This is a genomic window from Bifidobacterium sp. LH_426, from assembly GCF_056356875.1.
Genome location: NZ_JBKEVB010000004.1, coordinates 206919 through 224699, shown reverse-complemented (window position 1 = coordinate 224699; position 17781 = coordinate 206919). Strand labels below are relative to the sequence as shown.

18 protein-coding genes are annotated in these 17781 nt (G+C 66.4%); 13 read left to right on the top strand and 5 right to left on the bottom strand.

Annotation, left to right across the window (positions count from 1 at the left end; translation table 11 throughout):
- Positions 1-15: 15 nt before the first annotated feature.
- The 7 genes from AC1AYD_RS05980 (at position 16) to nucS (ending at position 6838) form a co-directional block, all read left to right on the top strand.
- Positions 16-534, top strand: a complete 519-nt coding sequence (locus AC1AYD_RS05980; protein ID WP_476502714.1) for a F0F1 ATP synthase subunit B — start codon at positions 16-18, stop codon at positions 532-534.
- A 28-nt stretch (positions 535-562) separates the two neighbouring features.
- Complete coding sequence (locus AC1AYD_RS05975; protein ID WP_476502687.1) at positions 563-1393, top strand: F0F1 ATP synthase subunit delta; 831 nt, start codon at positions 563-565, stop codon at positions 1391-1393.
- 117 nt (positions 1394-1510) lie between these two features.
- Positions 1511-3139, top strand: a complete 1629-nt coding sequence (atpA, locus tag AC1AYD_RS05970) for a F0F1 ATP synthase subunit alpha (protein WP_476502686.1) — start codon at positions 1511-1513, stop codon at positions 3137-3139.
- Between the two features lie 3 nt (positions 3140-3142).
- Positions 3143-4063 carry a F0F1 ATP synthase subunit gamma gene (locus AC1AYD_RS05965; protein ID WP_476502685.1) on the top strand — a complete coding sequence of 307 codons (921 nt, stop codon included), beginning with the start codon at positions 3143-3145 and terminating at the stop codon, positions 4061-4063.
- Positions 4064-4072: 9 nt separating this feature from the next.
- Positions 4073-5560: a F0F1 ATP synthase subunit beta gene (atpD, locus tag AC1AYD_RS05960; protein ID WP_034528882.1), complete on the top strand. Its 1488-nt coding sequence runs from the start codon at positions 4073-4075 to the stop codon at positions 5558-5560.
- Positions 5560-5856 (top strand): F0F1 ATP synthase subunit epsilon, encoded by a 297-nt coding sequence (locus tag AC1AYD_RS05955; RefSeq protein ID WP_034528884.1) that lies wholly within the window; start codon positions 5560-5562, stop codon positions 5854-5856. Before atpD ends, AC1AYD_RS05955 begins: the two co-directional genes overlap by 1 nt.
- Before the next feature lie 247 nt (positions 5857-6103).
- Positions 6104-6838: an endonuclease NucS gene (nucS, locus tag AC1AYD_RS05950; protein WP_476502684.1), complete on the top strand. Its 735-nt coding sequence runs from the start codon at positions 6104-6106 to the stop codon at positions 6836-6838.
- Between the two features lie 177 nt (positions 6839-7015).
- Here nucS and AC1AYD_RS05945 read toward each other — a convergent pair whose 3' ends face one another.
- Positions 7016-8008 (bottom strand): FKBP-type peptidyl-prolyl cis-trans isomerase, encoded by a 993-nt coding sequence (locus AC1AYD_RS05945; protein WP_476544824.1) that lies wholly within the window; start codon positions 8006-8008, stop codon positions 7016-7018.
- 82 nt (positions 8009-8090) lie between these two features.
- Between AC1AYD_RS05945 and AC1AYD_RS05940 the strand changes: the two genes are divergently transcribed.
- The 3 genes from AC1AYD_RS05940 to AC1AYD_RS05930 all read left to right on the top strand — a co-directional run bounded on the left by AC1AYD_RS05940 (position 8091) and on the right by AC1AYD_RS05930 (position 11364).
- On the top strand, positions 8091-9278 hold the full coding sequence (locus tag AC1AYD_RS05940) for a hypothetical protein (RefSeq protein ID WP_476544823.1): 1188 nt from the start codon (positions 8091-8093) through the stop codon (positions 9276-9278).
- A complete protein-coding gene (locus AC1AYD_RS05935; protein ID WP_476544822.1) occupies positions 9275-10297 on the top strand; it encodes a DUF8094 domain-containing protein in 1023 nt (340 codons plus the stop codon). The genes AC1AYD_RS05940 and AC1AYD_RS05935 overlap by 4 nt, the downstream gene beginning before the upstream one ends.
- A gap of 86 nt (positions 10298-10383) precedes the next feature.
- A complete protein-coding gene (locus AC1AYD_RS05930) occupies positions 10384-11364 on the top strand; it encodes a tetratricopeptide repeat protein (RefSeq protein WP_476544821.1) in 981 nt (326 codons plus the stop codon).
- Between the two features lie 209 nt (positions 11365-11573).
- Here AC1AYD_RS05930 and AC1AYD_RS05925 read toward each other — a convergent pair whose 3' ends face one another.
- The 4 genes from AC1AYD_RS05925 to AC1AYD_RS05910 form a co-directional block, all read right to left on the bottom strand.
- A complete protein-coding gene (locus tag AC1AYD_RS05925) occupies positions 11574-12200 on the bottom strand; it encodes a CYTH domain-containing protein (protein ID WP_476502679.1) in 627 nt (208 codons plus the stop codon).
- 50 nt (positions 12201-12250) lie between these two features.
- Positions 12251-12859, bottom strand: coding sequence for an urease accessory protein UreG (gene ureG / locus AC1AYD_RS05920; RefSeq protein ID WP_476532716.1), 609 nt, complete (start codon positions 12857-12859; stop codon positions 12251-12253).
- A gap of 84 nt (positions 12860-12943) precedes the next feature.
- Positions 12944-13672 (bottom strand): urease accessory protein UreF, encoded by a 729-nt coding sequence (locus AC1AYD_RS05915; protein ID WP_476544820.1) that lies wholly within the window; start codon positions 13670-13672, stop codon positions 12944-12946.
- 31 nt (positions 13673-13703) lie between these two features.
- The gene (locus AC1AYD_RS05910; RefSeq protein WP_476532714.1) at positions 13704-14441 is read right to left on the bottom strand and encodes an urease accessory protein UreE; all 738 of its coding nucleotides are present in this window, start codon (positions 14439-14441) and stop codon (positions 13704-13706) included.
- 301 nt (positions 14442-14742) lie between these two features.
- On the opposite strand from AC1AYD_RS05910, the gene cbiM reads away from it, so the two are divergent.
- From cbiM to AC1AYD_RS05895, 3 genes are read left to right on the top strand one after another with little or no spacing between them, the layout of a single operon-like run.
- Positions 14743-15933 (top strand): cobalt transporter CbiM, encoded by a 1191-nt coding sequence (gene cbiM, locus AC1AYD_RS05905; RefSeq protein ID WP_476544819.1) that lies wholly within the window; start codon positions 14743-14745, stop codon positions 15931-15933.
- Complete coding sequence (locus AC1AYD_RS05900; protein ID WP_476544818.1) at positions 15930-16838, top strand: energy-coupling factor transporter transmembrane component T; 909 nt, start codon at positions 15930-15932, stop codon at positions 16836-16838. The genes cbiM and AC1AYD_RS05900 overlap by 4 nt, the downstream gene beginning before the upstream one ends.
- A 49-nt stretch (positions 16839-16887) precedes the next feature.
- The gene (locus AC1AYD_RS05895; RefSeq protein WP_476544817.1) at positions 16888-17652 is read left to right on the top strand and encodes an energy-coupling factor ABC transporter ATP-binding protein; all 765 of its coding nucleotides are present in this window, start codon (positions 16888-16890) and stop codon (positions 17650-17652) included.
- Positions 17653-17781 lie beyond the last annotated feature (129 nt).

The window sequence follows — 17781 nt, the reverse complement described above, 5'->3', positions numbered from 1 at the left end:
GAGGAAGACGTTATGGTGACTGAAGCCGCGAGCGGCGTCGAGCTGTTCCTGCCTGAGACCTATGACATCGTGTGGTCGCTGATCATCCTCGTCATCGTCGCCGTATTCTTCTACAAGTTCTTCCTGCCGAAGTTCCAGGCCGTGTTCGATGAGCGCGCCGCCAAGATCGAGGGTGGCATCGCCAAGGCCGAGCAGGCCCAGAAGGACGCCAACGCGGCCAAGGCCAAGTACGAGGCCCAGATGAGCGAAGCCCGCGTCGAAGCCGCGAAGATCCGCGACGACGCCCGTGCGGAAGCCTCCCACATCGTCGCCGACGCGCGCACCCGCGCCGAGGCCGATGCGGCGCAGATCACCGCCAACGCTCAGCGTTCCCTCGAATCGCAGCAGCAGCAGGCCCTCGTCTCCCTCAAGGGCGAGGTCGGCACGCTCGCAACCGCGCTGGCCGGCAAGATCCTCGGCGCCAAGCTCGAGGACAAGGACGTGCAGTCGTCGATGATCGATTCGATGCTCGACGATCTGGACGCCAAGAAGTGAACATCCGCAACGAGAAAGGGAGGTGACCATGCGAGGAGAGGCATCTCGTATTGCAGACCGCGAGTCGCGTGATTCGCTGGCCCCGAAGCTTCGCGACACCCGTGAGGACGCGTGGCGGATCGGCAACGAACTGTTCACGATCACCCGTGTGCTGGATGACAACATCGCGCTCGAGCGCGCGCTGACCGACCCGTCCCGTCCGGTCGCCGACAAGGTGGCCGTGCTCAAGGAGATCGTCGGCGACCGCGTGCACCCGATGACGATGGAGATCCTGACCGATCTGGTCGGTCGCCAGTGGAGCAAGGCCCGCCACATCGCGAACGCCGTCGAGGACTTCGGCGTCGACGCGATGATGTACTACGCGGACGCCACCGGTGCCACGCTCAAGGTGTCCATCGAGCTGTCCCAGCTGAACTCGGCGCTGCTGACCCTGCCGGTCGTGCGCGCCAAGCTGTACGACGACCAGGCCACGAGCCAGGCGCGCGTCGCGCTGTTCCGCGAGTTGTTCGGCGGCAAGGGCCTCAACAAGGTCACGATGCGTCTCGCCGAGCACGCCACGTGCAACCTGCGCCGTCGCCGCTATCTGGAGACCATCCAGTGGCTGATCAACAAGTTCTCCCGCCACATGGGCGAGTCGATGGTCACCGTGACCACCGCCACCCCGTTGACGAAGGAGCAGATCCTGCGACTGGTGAAGATCTACACGGCGAAGGTCGGACGCCCGGTGCACATCAACGCCGTGGTCGACCCGTCCGTGCTGGGCGGCATGCGCATCCAGGTCGGCGACGAGGTCACGGACAACACCGTGGTCGCGCAGCTCGAACATCTCCACCGCACGGTGAAGGCCGGCACGAACTGAGCACCGACTGACAGGCCCGCGTGCGCCGGGCGGGGCCATCGGCCTCCGCAAGCGCCGCACGGCTGAACACACAAGCAAAGACTTGCACTGAACAAGAAACCAAATGAAGGAGTGATCATGGCAGAACTGACCATCGATCCCGCCTCGGTACGCAAGGCCTTGGACGACTTCGTGTCGTCCTACCAGCCGAGCGACACTCCCACCCAGGAAGTGGGCTATGTCGCCACGGCCGGTGACGGCATCGCGCACGTGACGGGGTTGCCTGGTTGCATGGCCAATGAGCTGCTGACGTTCGAAGACGGCACGCTCGGCCTGGCGTTCAACCTTGACGCCCGTGAGATCGGCGTGGTTATCCTCGGCGATTTCGCTGGAATCGAGGAAGGCCAGGAAGTGCGCCGCACCGGCGAAGTGCTCTCCGTGCCCGTCGGCGACGGCTACCTCGGCCGCGTCGTGGACCCGCTGGGCAAGCCGATCGACGGCCTCGGCGAGATCAAGAGCGAAGGCCGCCGCATCCTCGAAGCCCAGGCTCCGGACGTGATGCACCGCCACCCGGTCGACGAGCCGCTATCCACCGGCCTCAAGGCCATCGACGCGATGACGCCGATCGGCCGCGGCCAGCGCCAGCTCATCATCGGCGACCGCCAGACCGGCAAGACCGCCATCGCGATCGACACCATCATCAACCAGAAGGCGAACTGGGAATCCGGCGATCCGAAGAAGCAGGTGCGCTGCATCTACGTCGCGGTCGGCCAGAAGGGCTCCACCATCGCCTCCGTGAAGCAGAGCCTCGAAGACGCGGGCGCCATGGAGTACACCACCATCGTGGCCTCCCCGGCCTCCGATTCCGCCGGCTTCAAGTACATCGCCCCGTACACCGGATCGGCCATCGGCCAGCACTGGATGTACAACGGCAAGCACGTCCTCATCGTCTTCGACGATCTGTCGAAGCAGGCCGAGGCGTACCGATCGATCTCCCTGCTGCTCCGTCGTCCGCCGGGGCGCGAGGCCTACCCGGGTGACGTCTTCTACCTGCACTCCCGTCTGCTCGAACGCTGCGCGAAGGTCTCCGACGACCTCGGCGGCGGCTCGATGACGGGTCTGCCGATCGTCGAGACGAAGGCGAACGACGTGTCCGCCTACATCCCGACCAACGTGATCTCCATCACCGACGGCCAGATCTTCCTTCAGTCCGATCTGTTCAACGCCAACCAGCGTCCCGCCGTGGACGTCGGCATCTCGGTCTCCCGAGTCGGCGGCGCCGCACAGACCAAGGCTCTCAAGAAGGTCTCCGGCACGCTGAAGATCTCCCTGGCGCAGTACCGTTCGCTGGAATCCTTCGCCATGTTCGCGTCCGATCTGGATGCGGCGTCCAAGGCCCAGCTGACCCGTGGTGCCCACCTGACCGAGCTGTTGAAGCAGCCGCAGTTCCATCCGTACTCGATGGAGCAGGAGGTCGTGTCCGTCTGGACCGGCACCCACGGCAAGCTCGACGACCTCGAGCTCAAGGACGTGCTGCCCTTCGAGCAGGGTCTGCTGGACTACCTCGATCACAACACCGACATCCTCAAGACCATCCGCGAGACCGAGGACTTCACCGCCGACACCGAGGCGGAGCTGGCCAAGGCCGTCGATGCGTTCCGTGCGACCTTCGTGTCGTCCACCGGCAAGCCGCTGGTCGACAAGAAGCCGGACGTGTCCAAGGCCGCTCCGGTCGAGCAGGAAAAGATCGTGGCGGGAGAGAAGTAAGCCATGGGCTCGCAACTCGCATTGAAATCACGCATCCACTCCACCGAGTCGTTGGAGAAGATCTTCAACGCCCAGGAGATGATCGCGTCTTCGCACATCGCCAAGGCCCGTGACGTCGCCTTGAACGCGAAGCCGTACACCGATGCGATTTTCGATGCCGTGCAAGCGTTGGTGGCACACACCCATATCACGCATCCGATCGCGGTGAAGGACGAGAACAACCCGCGCGTGGCCGTTCTCGCCCTCACCTCGGATCGTGGCATGGCCGGCCCGTACACCTCTTCGATCATCCGCGAGACCGAGTCGCTGCTGGCTCGTCTCGAGGATGCCGGCAAGAAGCCGGAGCTGTTCGTGTACGGGCGTCGCGGTTCGACGTACTACAAGTACCGCAACCGCGACGTCGCGGCCACATGGGAGGGCGACACCGACCAGCCCGGCGTGGAAATCGCTGAGACGATCTCCAACGCCCTGATGGACGCCTATATGAAGCCGGCGGACCAGGGCGGAGTCTCCGAACTCTACATCGTCTACACCGAGTTCATCAACATGGTGGTCCAGAAGGTGCGCGTGCTGCGCATGCTGCCCGTCGAGATCGTGGGCGCGCCGACGGCGCGCGCATCCGAGGAGGAGTCCTCCGATTCGGACGACGTCTCGCCGCTGTACGCCTTCGAGCCGAGCCTGGACGAGGTGCTGGATGCGATTCTGCCGAAGTACATCCAGTCCCGCATCCACGAGTGCCTGCTGACCGCCGCCGCCTCCGAGACGGCGAGCCGTCAGAACGCCATGCACACGGCTACGGACAACGCACGCAATCTGATCGACGATCTCACGCGCAAGCTCAACGCCTCGCGTCAGGCCTCGATCACGCAGGAACTTACCGAGATCATCGGCAGCGCCGACGCGCTGAATACAAAGGAAGAGTAGGAACGCACTATGGCTGAGAATCAGACCACTGTGGCTTCCGAGAGCAACGGCGAGCCGATTCACGGACGCGTCACCCGAGTCCAGGGTTCGGTCATCGACGTTGAGTTCCCGGTGGGCCATCTGCCCGACATCTACAACGCCCTGAAGGTGACGATCGTCAACACGGGCGCCAAGGAGGAAGGCGAGGCCAAGTCGACCACGATCACCCTCGAGGTCGAACAGCACCTCGGCGACTCCACCGTGCGCTGCGTCGCGCTGAAGCCGACCGACGGCCTGGTGCGCGGCGCCTCCGTGTTCGACACGGGCGCGCCGATCTCCGTGCCGGTCGGCGACGTGACCAAGGGCCACGTCTTCGACGTCGCGGGCAACGTGCTCAACAAGAAGCCGGACGAGACCATCACCGTGACCGAGCGTTGGCCGATCCACCGCAACCCGCCGGCGTTCGACCAGCTGGAGTCCAAGACCCAGATGTTCGAGACCGGCATCAAGGTCATCGATCTTCTGACCCCGTACGTGCAGGGCGGCAAGATCGGTCTGTTCGGCGGCGCAGGCGTCGGCAAGACCGTCCTCATCCAGGAGATGATCCAGCGCGTGGCGCAGAACCACGGCGGCGTCTCCGTGTTCGCCGGCGTCGGCGAGCGTACCCGTGAGGGCAACGATCTGATCGGCGAGATGGACGAGGCCGGCGTTCTCGAGAAGACCGCCCTGGTCTTCGGCCAGATGGACGAGCAGCCGGGCACCCGTCTGCGCGTGCCGCTGACCGCACTGACCATGGCCGAGTACTTCCGCGACGTACAGAACCAGGACGTGCTGCTGTTCATCGACAACATCTTCCGCTTCACGCAGGCTGGTTCCGAGGTGTCCACGCTGCTGGGCCGTATGCCTTCCGCCGTGGGCTACCAGCCGAACCTGGCCGACGAGATGGGCGCGCTTCAGGAGCGCATCACCTCGACGCGAGGCCACTCCATCACCTCGCTGCAGGCCATCTACGTGCCGGCCGATGATTACACCGACCCGGCCCCGGCCACGACCTTCGCCCACCTCGACGCGACGACCGAGCTTTCCCGTGACATCGCCTCGAAGGGCATCTACCCGGCCGTGGACCCGCTGAGCTCCACGTCGCGAATCCTCGATCCGCGTTACGTCGGCCAGAAGCACTACGAGTGCGCCAACCGCGTCAAGGCGATTCTGCAGCGTAACAAGGAGCTGCAGGACATCATCGCCCTGATCGGCATCGACGAGCTCTCCGAAGAGGACAAGACCACCGTCAACCGTGCCCGCCGCATCGAGCAGTTCCTCGGCCAGAACTTCTACGTGGCCGAGAAGTTCACCGGTCGCCCGGGCTCCTACGTGCCGGCCGACGAGACCATCGAGGCCTTCACCCGCATCTGCGACGGCGTGTACGACGACGTCCCGGAGCAGGCGTTCTCCGGCATCGGCGGCATCGACGACCTCGAGGAGAAGTGGCACAAGATGCAGAAGGAACTGGGTGCGTGATGGCAGGATCGGAAAAGACCACGATGAAGGTGAACATCGTCGCGGCCGACCACCCCGTGTGGCACGGCGAGGCGAAAAGCGTGACCATCCCCGCCTCCGAAGGCGGCATGGGCATCCTGCCGAACCATGAGCCGGTGCTCACGGTCATCAAGCAGGGTACGCTCACTGTGGTCGAGCCCGACGATGCCCGTCACACGTTCGAGGTGACCGACGGATTCATCTCCTTCGACTCGAACAAGCTGACCGTCGCGGTCGAACGCGGCCACGACGTGCAGTACTCCGGTCCCGAGCAGTGACCGGGTCCCCATTGACCCGCTGACCTCGGCGTCCTAAAGCCCTCTTCAGGATTCAAGGAATCCCGAAGAGGGCTTTTTCGTCCCATGGTGCGGCAACACACTTTCTCCATATCCCCGGAATCATGCGGTTTTCGGCGACCGCACCATGGGAGTTTTACCGCACCATGGGAGTTGCGCCGGGGGTGTGAGTGGGTTGTGGGTGAGGTGTGGTGAGTGGGGTGGGGAGGATGCGGTACAGTGAGCCGTTATGCGCATTCTTGTGGCCGATTGCTCGGCGGAATACTCCGGACGACTCAACGCATCCCTGCCGTTCGCCAGGCGCGTCCTGCTCATCAAGGCGGACAACAGCCTGCTGATCTTCTCCGAACTCGGCTCGTACAAGCCGCTGAACTGGATGAGCGCCCCCTGCACGATCCGCGAAATCGTCCCGGAAGCGGGGGAGAAGGGCGCGGACGCGACGGATGCAGACGCGGCGGACGCAACCGCACCGCAGCCCGAGAAGGTGCTGCGCGTCACGGCGGACAAGTCATCGGACATCCTGGAAGTCACGCTGTACCACGTGTATTCGGACGAAAGCTATGATCTGGGCGTCGATCCCGGTCTCGTCAAGGACGGCGTCGAGGACCATCTGCAGCAGTACCTCGCCGAACAGATCCACCGCATCGGCGACGGCGCGAAACTCGTGCGCCGCGAATACCCGACCGCCATCGGCCCGGTCGACATCATGGCCGTCAACGCGGACGGCGAACACGTCGCCATCGAGATCAAACGCCACGGTGGCATCGACGGCGTCGAACAGCTCACCCGATACTGCGAGCTGCTGAATCGCGACCCGCTGCTCGCCCCCGTGCACGGCATCTTCGCCGCGCAGACCATCACCCCGCAGGCGCGCGTCCTCGCCGAGGACCGTGGCTTCCGCTGTCTGATCCTCGACTACGAGGAGATGAAGGGTACCGAGGACGACTCCCTGCGTCTGTTCTGAACAGGCCGTGATGGCGCGTCGGCCGCGTTGCTCCTCGGTCGACGTGCCTGCGCACGCCTTCCCTCGGTGCGCCTTGCCGACACGCGCATCACGGCCCGTTCTAGCCCAACAGCAAAGCCCCCTCTGACGCAGTTCAGTCAGAGGGGGCCGACATGTGGGACGTAATCGTGCGACCGATCAGTAGGCGCCGAGGATGTCGATGACGAAGACGAGGGTCGAGTTCGCGGGAATCGAACCTTGGGCGGTGTCGCCATACGCCTTGTCCGGCGGGATGATGAGCAGCACCTGCGAGCCGACGGTCTGGCCTCGCAGACCCTCCTGCCAGCCGGTGATCACCTGATGCTGGCCGTTCGTCGAATCGCTGAACAGGTCGGCGTCGAGCGTCGTGTTCTTCGACCAGGAGGAGTCGAACTGTGTGCCGTCGGTCAGCCAGCCCGTGTACTTGACGACCGCGGTGTTGTCCTTGGTGAGCTCCTTGCCATTGCCCTTGACGAGCGTCTGCACGACCAGCGAATCCACGGAGCCCTGGCCGTTCATGTCGATGGACGGTTTGCCGTTCTTGGCGCGCGTCACCTTCGGCAGGTTCGACGGGATGTCGGTCACGACGTCGCCGGTGGCCTTGGTCAGGTCCTTGGAGCGGGAGACGAGCGTGTAGGCGAGCAGGTAGGACGTGCCGGAGCTGTTCGAGTCGTTGACGCCGAACACGATCGTCGAGTTGAGCTTCAGGCCCACCATCTTCGTGTACGGCGGGATCTGCTTGAGGTTCGAGTCGGACAGCTGGATCGAGCAGTCGGGCGTGTTCTTCTCCCACGAGCTCATCAGCTCGGAGCCGTCCTTCGCGTTGATCGCGATGCCCTGGGCGCACACGCGGTCGCCCTTTTCGATGGTCTCGCCGTCGCCGTTCTGCACGACCGCGTACGTGTTGTTCTGCACGGTCATCGGCGTCTTGAACTTGATGCTCGGCTTCGAGCCGAGATCGCCGGTCGCCGTCACGCCGGCGATCTGGTCCATCTTCGTCGACGAGGAGCTGGAGGAGGAGTCGGACGAGGACTTCGAGGAGTCCTTCGAATCGGAGTTCGAACCGCCGCACGCGGCGAGCGTCGCGCACATGGCGAGCGAGCAGATGGCCGCCAGAGCGGTGCGGATCACGGAATGAGAAGTGTTGCGCATGGGCACCACCCTAGCCGCCAACCGCGATTTTCCCGCCGTTCCCACCCGGCTTTCAGGCCTGGCTTGTAGAATGGCGCTCATTATGAGTGTTGAGGAATCCAAGAACGAGAACGAGCGCGCGGACGAGGCCGGCCGCAAGGACGGCCGCACTCCGCACGATCGGCGCCGCGCGACCATCATGCGCGGCGTGGTCACGCCGTTCGTCGGCCTCCTGGCCGTCGCGGCGATCGTCGTCGGCGTGCTGAACGCCACGATCTGGCAGCCGAGCCGCATCATCACCGCCGATGCCAAGGTCAGCGGCTCCCGCTACATCGTCACCGATCCGAACGTGCTCGGACTGGTCGACAGCACCGTGAACATGAACGTGGACGCGGGCGGCGGCGACGTGTGCGTCGCGACCGCCTCGTCGAAGGACGCCTCCGGGTGGCTGTCCGGCGCCGCCTACACGCGCGTCACCGGACTGGCCGACTGGGCGACGCTGTCCACCGAGAAGGCGGACGGCGGCCAGGATGAGAGCGCCTCGGGTGCCGCGTCCGCCACCGGCGACTCCACCGAAGTCGCGTTCAAGGACTCCGACATGTGGACCGCCGTCAAGTGCGGCAAGGGCGAGGTCACGATGAAGGCGACGTCGCGCAACTCCACCGACGTCGCGATCGTCGATCTCGGCTCGTCGACCGCCGCCGACGTGTCGTTCACGTGGACACGCCGCACGCTGCCCGACTATGCGACCCCGCTGTACTTCATCGGCGGACTGCTCGCCGTGCTCGCCGTGTTCACCGCCACCGTCTTCGCGATGCCGCCGCACAAGCGCCGCAAGCGCCACGTCGAAAGCGCTCCGGTCGAGCCCGAGGAGGAGGTGTCGATCGGCGCTGCCGTCGCCGGCAGCCTCGGTCTCAGCCCGAGCTACGAGCCGAAGACGAAACGCGGCGGGCGCGGCCGTCGCCGCCGCCACGCCGTCGGCACCGACACGGGCACGATCGAGCCGGTGAAGGTCGATTCGCCGGTGGTCGTCGATCCGACGTCGCGCAATCTCGTCGCCGACGCGGCGGGCGCGGCCGAAGCCGCCGCCACGCCGCAGCCGGCCGTCGCCGCGCAACCGGACGTCAACGACGAGGCGACGTCCGTGATCTCCCCCGACGAACTGCAGGCGTACTTCGCGCGTCTCGCGCAGGAGGTCGGCGGCGACGGTTCGGATGATTCCGGCGATTCGGGCGCGGCCGGAGACGCCGCGACCGACGACACGACCACGGACGGGGAGGAGAACCGATGACGAAACGTATGGGAACCATCGCGGCGAAACTCACGGCGCTCACCCTCGCCGCCGGCATGCTCGTCTCGCTCGGCGCGTGCGAAGGACAGGTGCCGAAGGTCGCGACCGCGGAATCCGCGGCCCGCACGCCCGACCTGACCGTCGCGCAGGAGAAGAGGATCCGCACGGACATCCTCGACGTGATCGACGCGGCGAACGAGTCGAAGAACGTGGACGGACTCGCCGCGCGACTGACCGGACCGCAGCTCGAGGTGCGCACCAGCGAACTCACCATCGCCGCGGCGACCGGCACGCTCGACGCGAAGGCGACGATTCCGCGCAAGATCACGCAGACCGTCATCCCCGTCGACGACGGATGGCCGCGCACCGTGTTCACGATCACGACGACCACCGAGGACCAGCAGTCGAAGCGGCTGCTCGTCATGACGCAGGATTCCGCGCGCGAGAACTACAAGCTGTGGGGCGTGGCCCGCCTGTTCCAGGGCGCGAAACTGCCGAAGTTCGAAGTGCCGAAGCTCGGCACCGAGATGGGCACCACGAAGGACGCCAAGCTCGTCGCGACCCCCCAGGACGCGGTGGACTGGTACACCGATCTGCTCAACAACGGCGACTCCAGCCAGTACAAGGACAAGTTCGCCGACGACCTGTTCCGCTCCGACCTCCAGCAGCTGAACGCCACCGTGCAGCAGGGTATGGAGGCGAACAAGGGCACGCAGGAGCAGGAGTTCACCGCGCCGAAGAACCAGCTCGCGATCATGCGGTCCACGGACGGCGGCGACCTGGTCGTCGCGCGCATCGACTCCACCTGGACGCGCCAGGCCGGCGAGGGCCGCGAATCGCTGCCCGCCTCCGACCAGGAGAAGGCGCTGTTCGGCGATGGCAAGGCCACCAGCACGATGAAGGTCACGTACGTGAACGTGATCGCCATGTACATCCCGCCGGCCGGCGCCACCGGCGACGCCGCGAAGATCACCGCCGTCGGCGCCGAACGCCAGCCCGTCAAGGTCGAAGCGCTGTAGTGAACGCTGTAGGCGAAGCGGGGATGCCGTCACTAAGATGAGTGGCGGCATCTTTTTGTATTCTCACGACAAGTTGGAGGCGTGGCATGGCCGATCAGCCGAAGTTCAATCCCGGGGTCTCGTTGGCGGGAGCCGTCGATCTCGAGGCGCTCGCGCATCAGGTGAAGGCCGAACCCGGCCAGGAGGGCGGCGCGCCCGCGGCCGGCGGCTACGTGATCGACACCACGGAGAACACGTTCCAGGCGATGGTGCAGACCTCCGCCACGTTCCCGATCCTGCTGCTCCTGTGGATTCCCACCGACGACCGTCTCTTCCCGATGGCGCGCGCGCTCGCCGACGCGGTGAACGCGATGAACGGCCAGATCCAGCTCTCCCGCATCGACATCAACGAGAACCCGTCGATCGCCCAAGCGCTGCAGGTGCAGGGCGCGCCCGCGCTGTTCGCTCTGATCGGCGGCCGTCCGATGCCGTTGCTGCAGGGTCTGCCCTCCGATGACGAGCTCACGCAGATCAAGGAGCAGGTGCTGCCGAAGATCGTCGCGATGGCGCAGCAGTCCGGCGTGACCGGCACCGCCCCATACTCGGGCGACCCGTCCGCGGCGGGCGCCGACGGTTCCGGCACGGACGGCGCGGGTGCCGCCGCGACCGCCGTCGTGCCGCCGGAGCATCAGGAGGCGCACCAGCTGGCGCAGGCCGGCGACTACGCGGGTGCCGCCGCCGCGTACGGCAGGGTGCTCGAATCCGATCCGAACGACGCGCTCGCCGCGCGCGAACGCGCCAAGGCGCTGCTGCTCGCGCGTTCGGCCGACGCCGACGTGCGCGAGGTGCGCGCCGCCGCCGCGGCCGCGCCGGATGACGTGGAGGCCCAGCTCGCCGTGGCCGACATCGACATGATCGGCGGGCAGATCCAGGACGCCTTCGACCGTCTGCTCGACTTCGTGGCCGCCGGCCACAAGGCTGACATCGAACCGGTGCGCAAGCGCCTGCTCGAATACTTCGCGATTCCCGAGCCGACCGACGCGCGCCTCAAGGCCGCCCGCCGACGCCTCGCCACGCTGATGTACTGATTTCCGCTTCCTTGCCTCCCTCTGACGAGGGAGGTGGCCGCCGTAGGCGGTCGGAGGGAGAGAAACGGAAGTGACCGTAGGTCGCGGGAATATCGCATCGACCGAAGGCCGATTCCGTTTCCTGCGGCCTACGGCCGTGGTCTCTCCCCCAGTCCGCTTCGCGGACAGCCCCCTCGTCAGAGGGGGCCGGGTGCGCGGTCTGCCCGCGTTCACTCCATTTTGTTCTTGCCGAAGAACTGTTGGAATTGGGGGCCGGTGGCGGCGAGTTCGCGCTCGAAATCGTCCTTCCATTCGCCGAATGGGCGACCGGCGAGACCATCGTTGTTGAAGCGCGGCTGGTCGGTGATTTCGGTGACGCAGAATTTCGGGATCGTGAGATTCGTGACGGGCGTGGCGCGCTCCGCCTCGGCGACGATGAGCGGCGCGTTCGCCCCGCCGAACACGTCCACGCTCCACCCGTCCTCCGCGATCCACACGGAATACCGGTTCTTGATGATCGGCCTGCCGCCCCGCCGCACCAGTTCGACGGCGATGCGCGTGTCGATCTCACGTTCCGCCTCATAGCGTGTGCCGCCCACGGACGGCCCTTTCACGGTGACGTAGGCGCGTTCGAAATCGTCGCAATGCTCCTCGAGCACCGCGCGCGGGTCGAGGTCGGGCGTCATGTCGATGCGCACACGTCGCGTCTTCAGGCGCACGCGTAGCGCATAGTTGTCCTCATAGACGAAATAGCTCTGCAGGATGAGGGCGGGTGCATCGCCGTCATCGTATTCGGGCGGCAGTTCACGACAGAAGAACCGCCGCTCGAATTCGAATTCGCTCACAGTCTCGGACATAATCCCAGTGTAGCTTTCACGGCGTCATATTCGCCCGATATCGCCGCGGATCACATGCCTTCGAACAGCACGCTCTTCTTGATCCAGTCGATCACGTCGTCGACGCCAGCGCCGCCCATCAGGTCGGTGAAGATGAACGGGCGGTCGCCGCGCATCTTCCTGGAATCGCGGGCCATCACGTCGAGGTCGGCGTGCACGAGCGGCGCGAGGTCGGCCTTGTTGATGACGAGCAGGTCGGAACGCGTCACGCCCGGGCCGCCCTTGCGCGGGATCTTGTCGCCCTCGTCGGTGGCGATCACGTAGATCGTCGCGTCGGCGAGGTCCGGGCTGAACGTGGCGGACAGATTGTCGCCACCGGACTCGACGAACATGATCTCGACGTCCGGGTGGGTGCGCGCCATCTCCTCGCACGCCTCCAGGTTCATCGAGCAGTCCTCGCGGATCGCGGTGTGCGGGCAGCCGCCGGTCTCCACGCCGACGATGCGGTCCGGCGCGAGACGCGAATGTTCGATGAGGAATTCGGCGTCCTCCTTCGTGTAGATGTCGTTGGTGACGACGCAGATGCTGTAGTCGTCGGCCATCTTGCGGGTGAGGCGTTCGATGAGTGCGGTCTTGCCGGAACCGACCGGGCCGGCCACGCCGATGCGCACGTAGGACATGTGTGCTCCTTGGGTTGGTAGATGGATGTGGGTTGCGTGTTGTGGTTTTGTGGTTTGTTTTTTGGTTGGTGATTGCGGATCGCGTCAGCTCATGTACAGGCGCGAATACAGCGTCTCGTGCTGCATCGCGGCGATGTCGAGGAACGCGCCGGAAATGCCCAGATCGTCCGGCCCGAGCGTCATCGCGATGTCGACGGCGCGCACGAGCCGTGGGAACGAATCGTGCAACGCGACCTGGCCCGCGTACTGGCTTAGCGGGATCGCCTTCGCCGCGCACATGGTGAGCGCGCTCAGCAGCGAATAGCCGTACATGATGGCCGCGTCGCGGATGTCCGGCGCATGGTCGGCCGCGTACAGGCCCATCGCGATCGAATGTAGCCCGCGGCAGCGTTTCGCGCGGATGAGTTCCGCGTACAGGCCGAGCTTGGGGGAGTGCCCGAGTCCCGGATCCATCTCGCCGGCGAGCTTGATGAGGCGCGTGCACATGCGCTCGCCGCCCTCGCGGATCTCACGCGCCGACTGCAGCGCGCCCGACAGCTCGTCGAGCGCGGCGAGCCGTTTCGCGAGCCCGTTGCGCGACAGCCGCGCGTCGGCGGCCGCCCTGCCGGCGAGCACCATCTGCCCGATCTCCTTGTACGGCGCGACCTCGAGATAGTTCTTCATGTACTGCTCGAAGTCGGGGCCGCGGCGCAGGAAATCGCGCTGCACGAAGGTCTCCATGCCGTTGGACAGCGCGAACGCGCCCACCGGGAAGACGCTGTCGCACACCTGCAGCATGGCGAGGCGGCGTGCCTCGGTCTCGTTGACGTTCATGGTTTCGGCTTTCCTGGGGCGGGATCGGGGATCAGTGCGTGTGCCAGGTGCGGCCGCCGTCGTGGCTGTGCGAGCCGTCCGGGCGGTGCAGCACGCCGTTCGACTCGTATTCGCCCGGCTTGAGCTGGTACGGGTGGTCGGCATCGACGCCGGGCTCCTCGACGACATGATGGTGGTGATGGCCGTGCTCGTCGGCGTGCTCATGCTCGGCGTGATCGTCGTGCTTCCCGCCGGCCTCCTGCGCGGCCCACGCGGCGTCCGCCTCGGCTTCCTGCTCCTCCTCGGCCACGTCGCCCGTCGTCTTGTTCGTGCCGGGGATGATCGTGCCCGAACCGGCGTGTGCCTTGACGATGAGGAATCCGTCGAAGCCGCCCTCGATGATGTGCGGCTCGTAGCCGATCTTCTTCGTGTACTCCATCGTCGGATGGTCGTAGGGGACGAGCACGCGGTCGTCCTCCACCTTGAGGCTCAGGTGACGGTTGCCGAGCTCGAAGCACAGGCGGCCCATCTCCTTCATCGAGTCCACGGGGATCTCGATGAGCTGCGCGGTGCGGATGCGCGCGAAATAGCGCTTGTCGTCGGTCTCGGCGAGCACGTCGCCGTCCTTGATGGTGCGGCCCACCATGATGCCGAACTCGGTGCCGTCCTCGGCGACCTTGCGCATGCGCTTCTTGTCCGTCTCGAACCAGTCGAACGCGATCGGCACGGCGAGCTTGCCGTCGTCATACCGCTGGCTGATGATGTTGCCGGTGATCTCCTTGGCGATCATCCGCCCTCCTTCAGTGTCGGGGTGTATGGCCGTCCGACTGCCGGGCGGCGATCTGCGAACAGTGTAGAAGCGTCGCCGCGCGCGTATGTAACGGATGGGAATCATCGGGGAAATACCGCCGGAAAATACCGTCCGGCATATGGACGGCTCGCGTCCGCGCATCGGCGTTTCGCAATGATTGCAACGGTCGGCGGGCCGCCGGACCCTGCCCGAATCACGGATGTGATATTACGTCACACGATACGACACGAAACCCACGAACCGAAGCGGAACCGACCGCGGCGGAGCAGAAGGAGCGCGCATGATCACCGACACCCCATCCGCACAGGCCGCCACGCTGGCGATGCACATCCCCGACAACTTCGTCTCGCCGTCCACCGGCGCGCTGTTCTGGGCCGTCATGATCCCGATCTGGGTGCTGTGCCTGCGCCACGTCATGCGTGACGCCACGCCGGAACGGATGGCGTATCTGGGCGCCGGCGCCGCGTTCTCCTTCCTCATCATGATGTTCAACGTGCCCACGCCCGGCGGCACCACCGCGCATGGCGTCGGCGGCGCGCTCATCGCGCTCCTGCTCGGACCGCAGTACGCGACCGTCGCCGTGTCCGTCGCGCTGTTGCTGCAGGCGCTCCTCTTCGGCGACGGCGGCATCATCACGCTCGGCGCGAACTGCTTCAACATGGCCGTCGTGCTGCCGTTCGCCGCATACGGCATTGCCGCGGCGGGTCGTGGCGTCGCGCGTCTCGTCGCCGGACGCCGCGACGGCGCGGACGGTGCGGACGGTGCGGCCGCGAACGCGCGTGCGCGTCGCGACGGCACCGCGCGCGCGGCCGGCCGCGTCGCGACGTTCCTCGCCGGCTACGTGGGCCTCACCCTCGCCGCCCTGTGCGTGGCGCTCGAACTCGGTGCGCAGCCACTGCTCTTCCACGACGCCGACGGACAGGCGCTCTACTTCCCGTTCCCGTTCGCCGTCACCATTCCCGCGATGCTCGTGCCGCACCTCGCCGTCGCCGGCGTCGTCGAAGGACTGCTCGCCGTGGTCGTCGTCGAATTCGTGCGGCGCACCGCACCCGAGATCATCGCGACGGGCGTGGGCGGCACCGGTGCCGTGACGGTTCGTGGGGAACGTGACGGACTTGTCGGACATGACGGTGGCACCGGCCGCGACGGACTGCGACGCAGCGCGTGGATCGCGCTCGGCGTCGTCGCGCTGCTCTCGCCGATCGGACTCATCGCCACCGGCGACGCGTGGGGCGAATGGGGAGCCGAGGACTTCATGACCGCGACCGGACTCGACTACGTGCCGCAGTACATCGCGCACGGATTCAGCTGGAACGCGCTCCTGCCCGACTACGCGCTCGCCGGGCTGCCGGACGTCGCCGGATACCTGCTGAGCGCCGTGATCGGCATCGCCGTGCTCACCATCGTCTTCCGCCTGCTCGCCTTCGCCGTGCGCGGGCGTGCGCGGCGCAAGGCCGTGTCCGCGGCATGACCGGCGAGGCGGACGCGCGCTTGACCGGACATTCGACCGGGCGCTCGGCCGAGCGCCTGGCCGGGCCGACGACTGGCGGCGAGACCGATGCCGTGACGATTCCCGCGTGGCTGCGGGCATCCGAACGCTACGATCCGCCCACGGACCGGTCCACGTTCATCGAACGCAATCTCGCACGGCTGGGCGGCATGCTCGGACAGGTCGGCGCTCCCGTGTCGGTCGCGGGCAGCCCGCTCGACCGCGCGCTGGGGCGGGTCTCGCCCGGACTGCGGCTCGTCGGCATCATCGCGATCATCGTCTGCGTGAACGCGACGCGCGGCATGGCGTTCTCCTATGCGGCGCTCGCGCTCGTGCTCGTCATGCTGGCGGCGCGGCCGGCGCGGCTCATCCTGGCGATTCTCAGGCCGGCGTTCGCCGTGACCCTGCTGAGCGTCGTGATCGGGCTGCCGGCGCTGCTCGTCGGACAATCCGGGGCGGTCGTGGTGCGGCTCGCCGTGCGCGCGTTCGTCGCCGTCGCGCTCGTGGTCGCGCTCGCGCGCACCGTCGCGTGGAACCGGCTGCTCGCCGGGCTGCGTGGCGTGGGCGTGCCGGACAGCGTCGTGTACGTGTGCGACGTGACCATCCAGTTCATCGACATCCTCGGGCGGTCCATGGTGGGGCTGCTCGACGCGTTGCGGTTGCGTAGCGTCGGGCGGGACCGGCGCAAGATGATGTCCGCGGGGCGTGTGATCGGCGCCGTGTTCCTGTGGGCGCACGTCGAGGCGAAGGCCATGGCCGAGGCGATGACCTGCCGCGGGTTCGACGGGCGGTACCATGTGCGGCGCGAACCGCTGGCCACCTGGGCGAACGCGGCGTATGCGGCGGGCGTGGCGGTCGTGGCGGCGGTGGCCGTGGTATTGGGATGATGGAGACGGTTATGAAGACGATGGTGAGGGGCTGTTGTGGAGGTGGTCGATGATGGCTGACGGGGCGATTCGTGAGGATGCGATTCGAGATGACGTGTTCGGCGCGGGGACGGCCAGTGTGGCTGGGACGCCGCTGGTGGAGTTGGAGCATATCGGATTCTCGTACTGCGATCCGTATGACGATGGTTCGCATGCGGTGCTGCGCGATTTCTCGCTGACCATCAGGCGCGGCGAGTGCGTGGCGCTGCTCGGCCCGAACGGGGTGGGCAAGACCACGATCATGCGCATCATCAACGCGTTGGAGTTCCCCGATGCGGGCGAATACCGGTTCGCCGGCACGCCGGTGACGCGCGCGGCCGTCGAGGCGCGGAACAGCCGGTTCGCGAAGGCGCTGCACCAGCGCGTCGGATTCGTGTTCCAGAACTCGGATACGCAGCTGTTCTGCCCGTCCGTTGAGGAGGAGATCGCGTTCGGACCGATGCAGATGGGATTGGACGAGACCGAGGTGGCGCGGCGCGTGGACGACATGGTGGCGTTGTTCGGATTGGAACGTCTGCGCGGCCGTGCGCCCTACCGGCTGTCCGGCGGCGAGAAGAAGCGCGTCGCCATCGCGTGCTGCCTGTCGATGAACCCGGATCTGCTCGTGCTCGACGAGCCCACCGACGGCTTGGACGAGCGCAACACCGATGTGGTGGTGCGCGTGCTGCGTGCGTTCGTGGATGCCGGCAAGACCGTGCTGCTCTCCACCCACCACCACGACATCGTGGAACGGCTCGGCGCACGCGTGGTACAGGTCACGCCGCTGGAGGAGTGAGTCAGAAGAGACAAAAGAGAAAGCGCCGAACCGTGAAAGCGCCTGTCGGCGCAAGGGCTGACGCGTCGAGCGGGGAATCCGGTGGATTCCCCGTAGCGTCAGCCTGAGTGAGCCGACAGGCGAACGAAG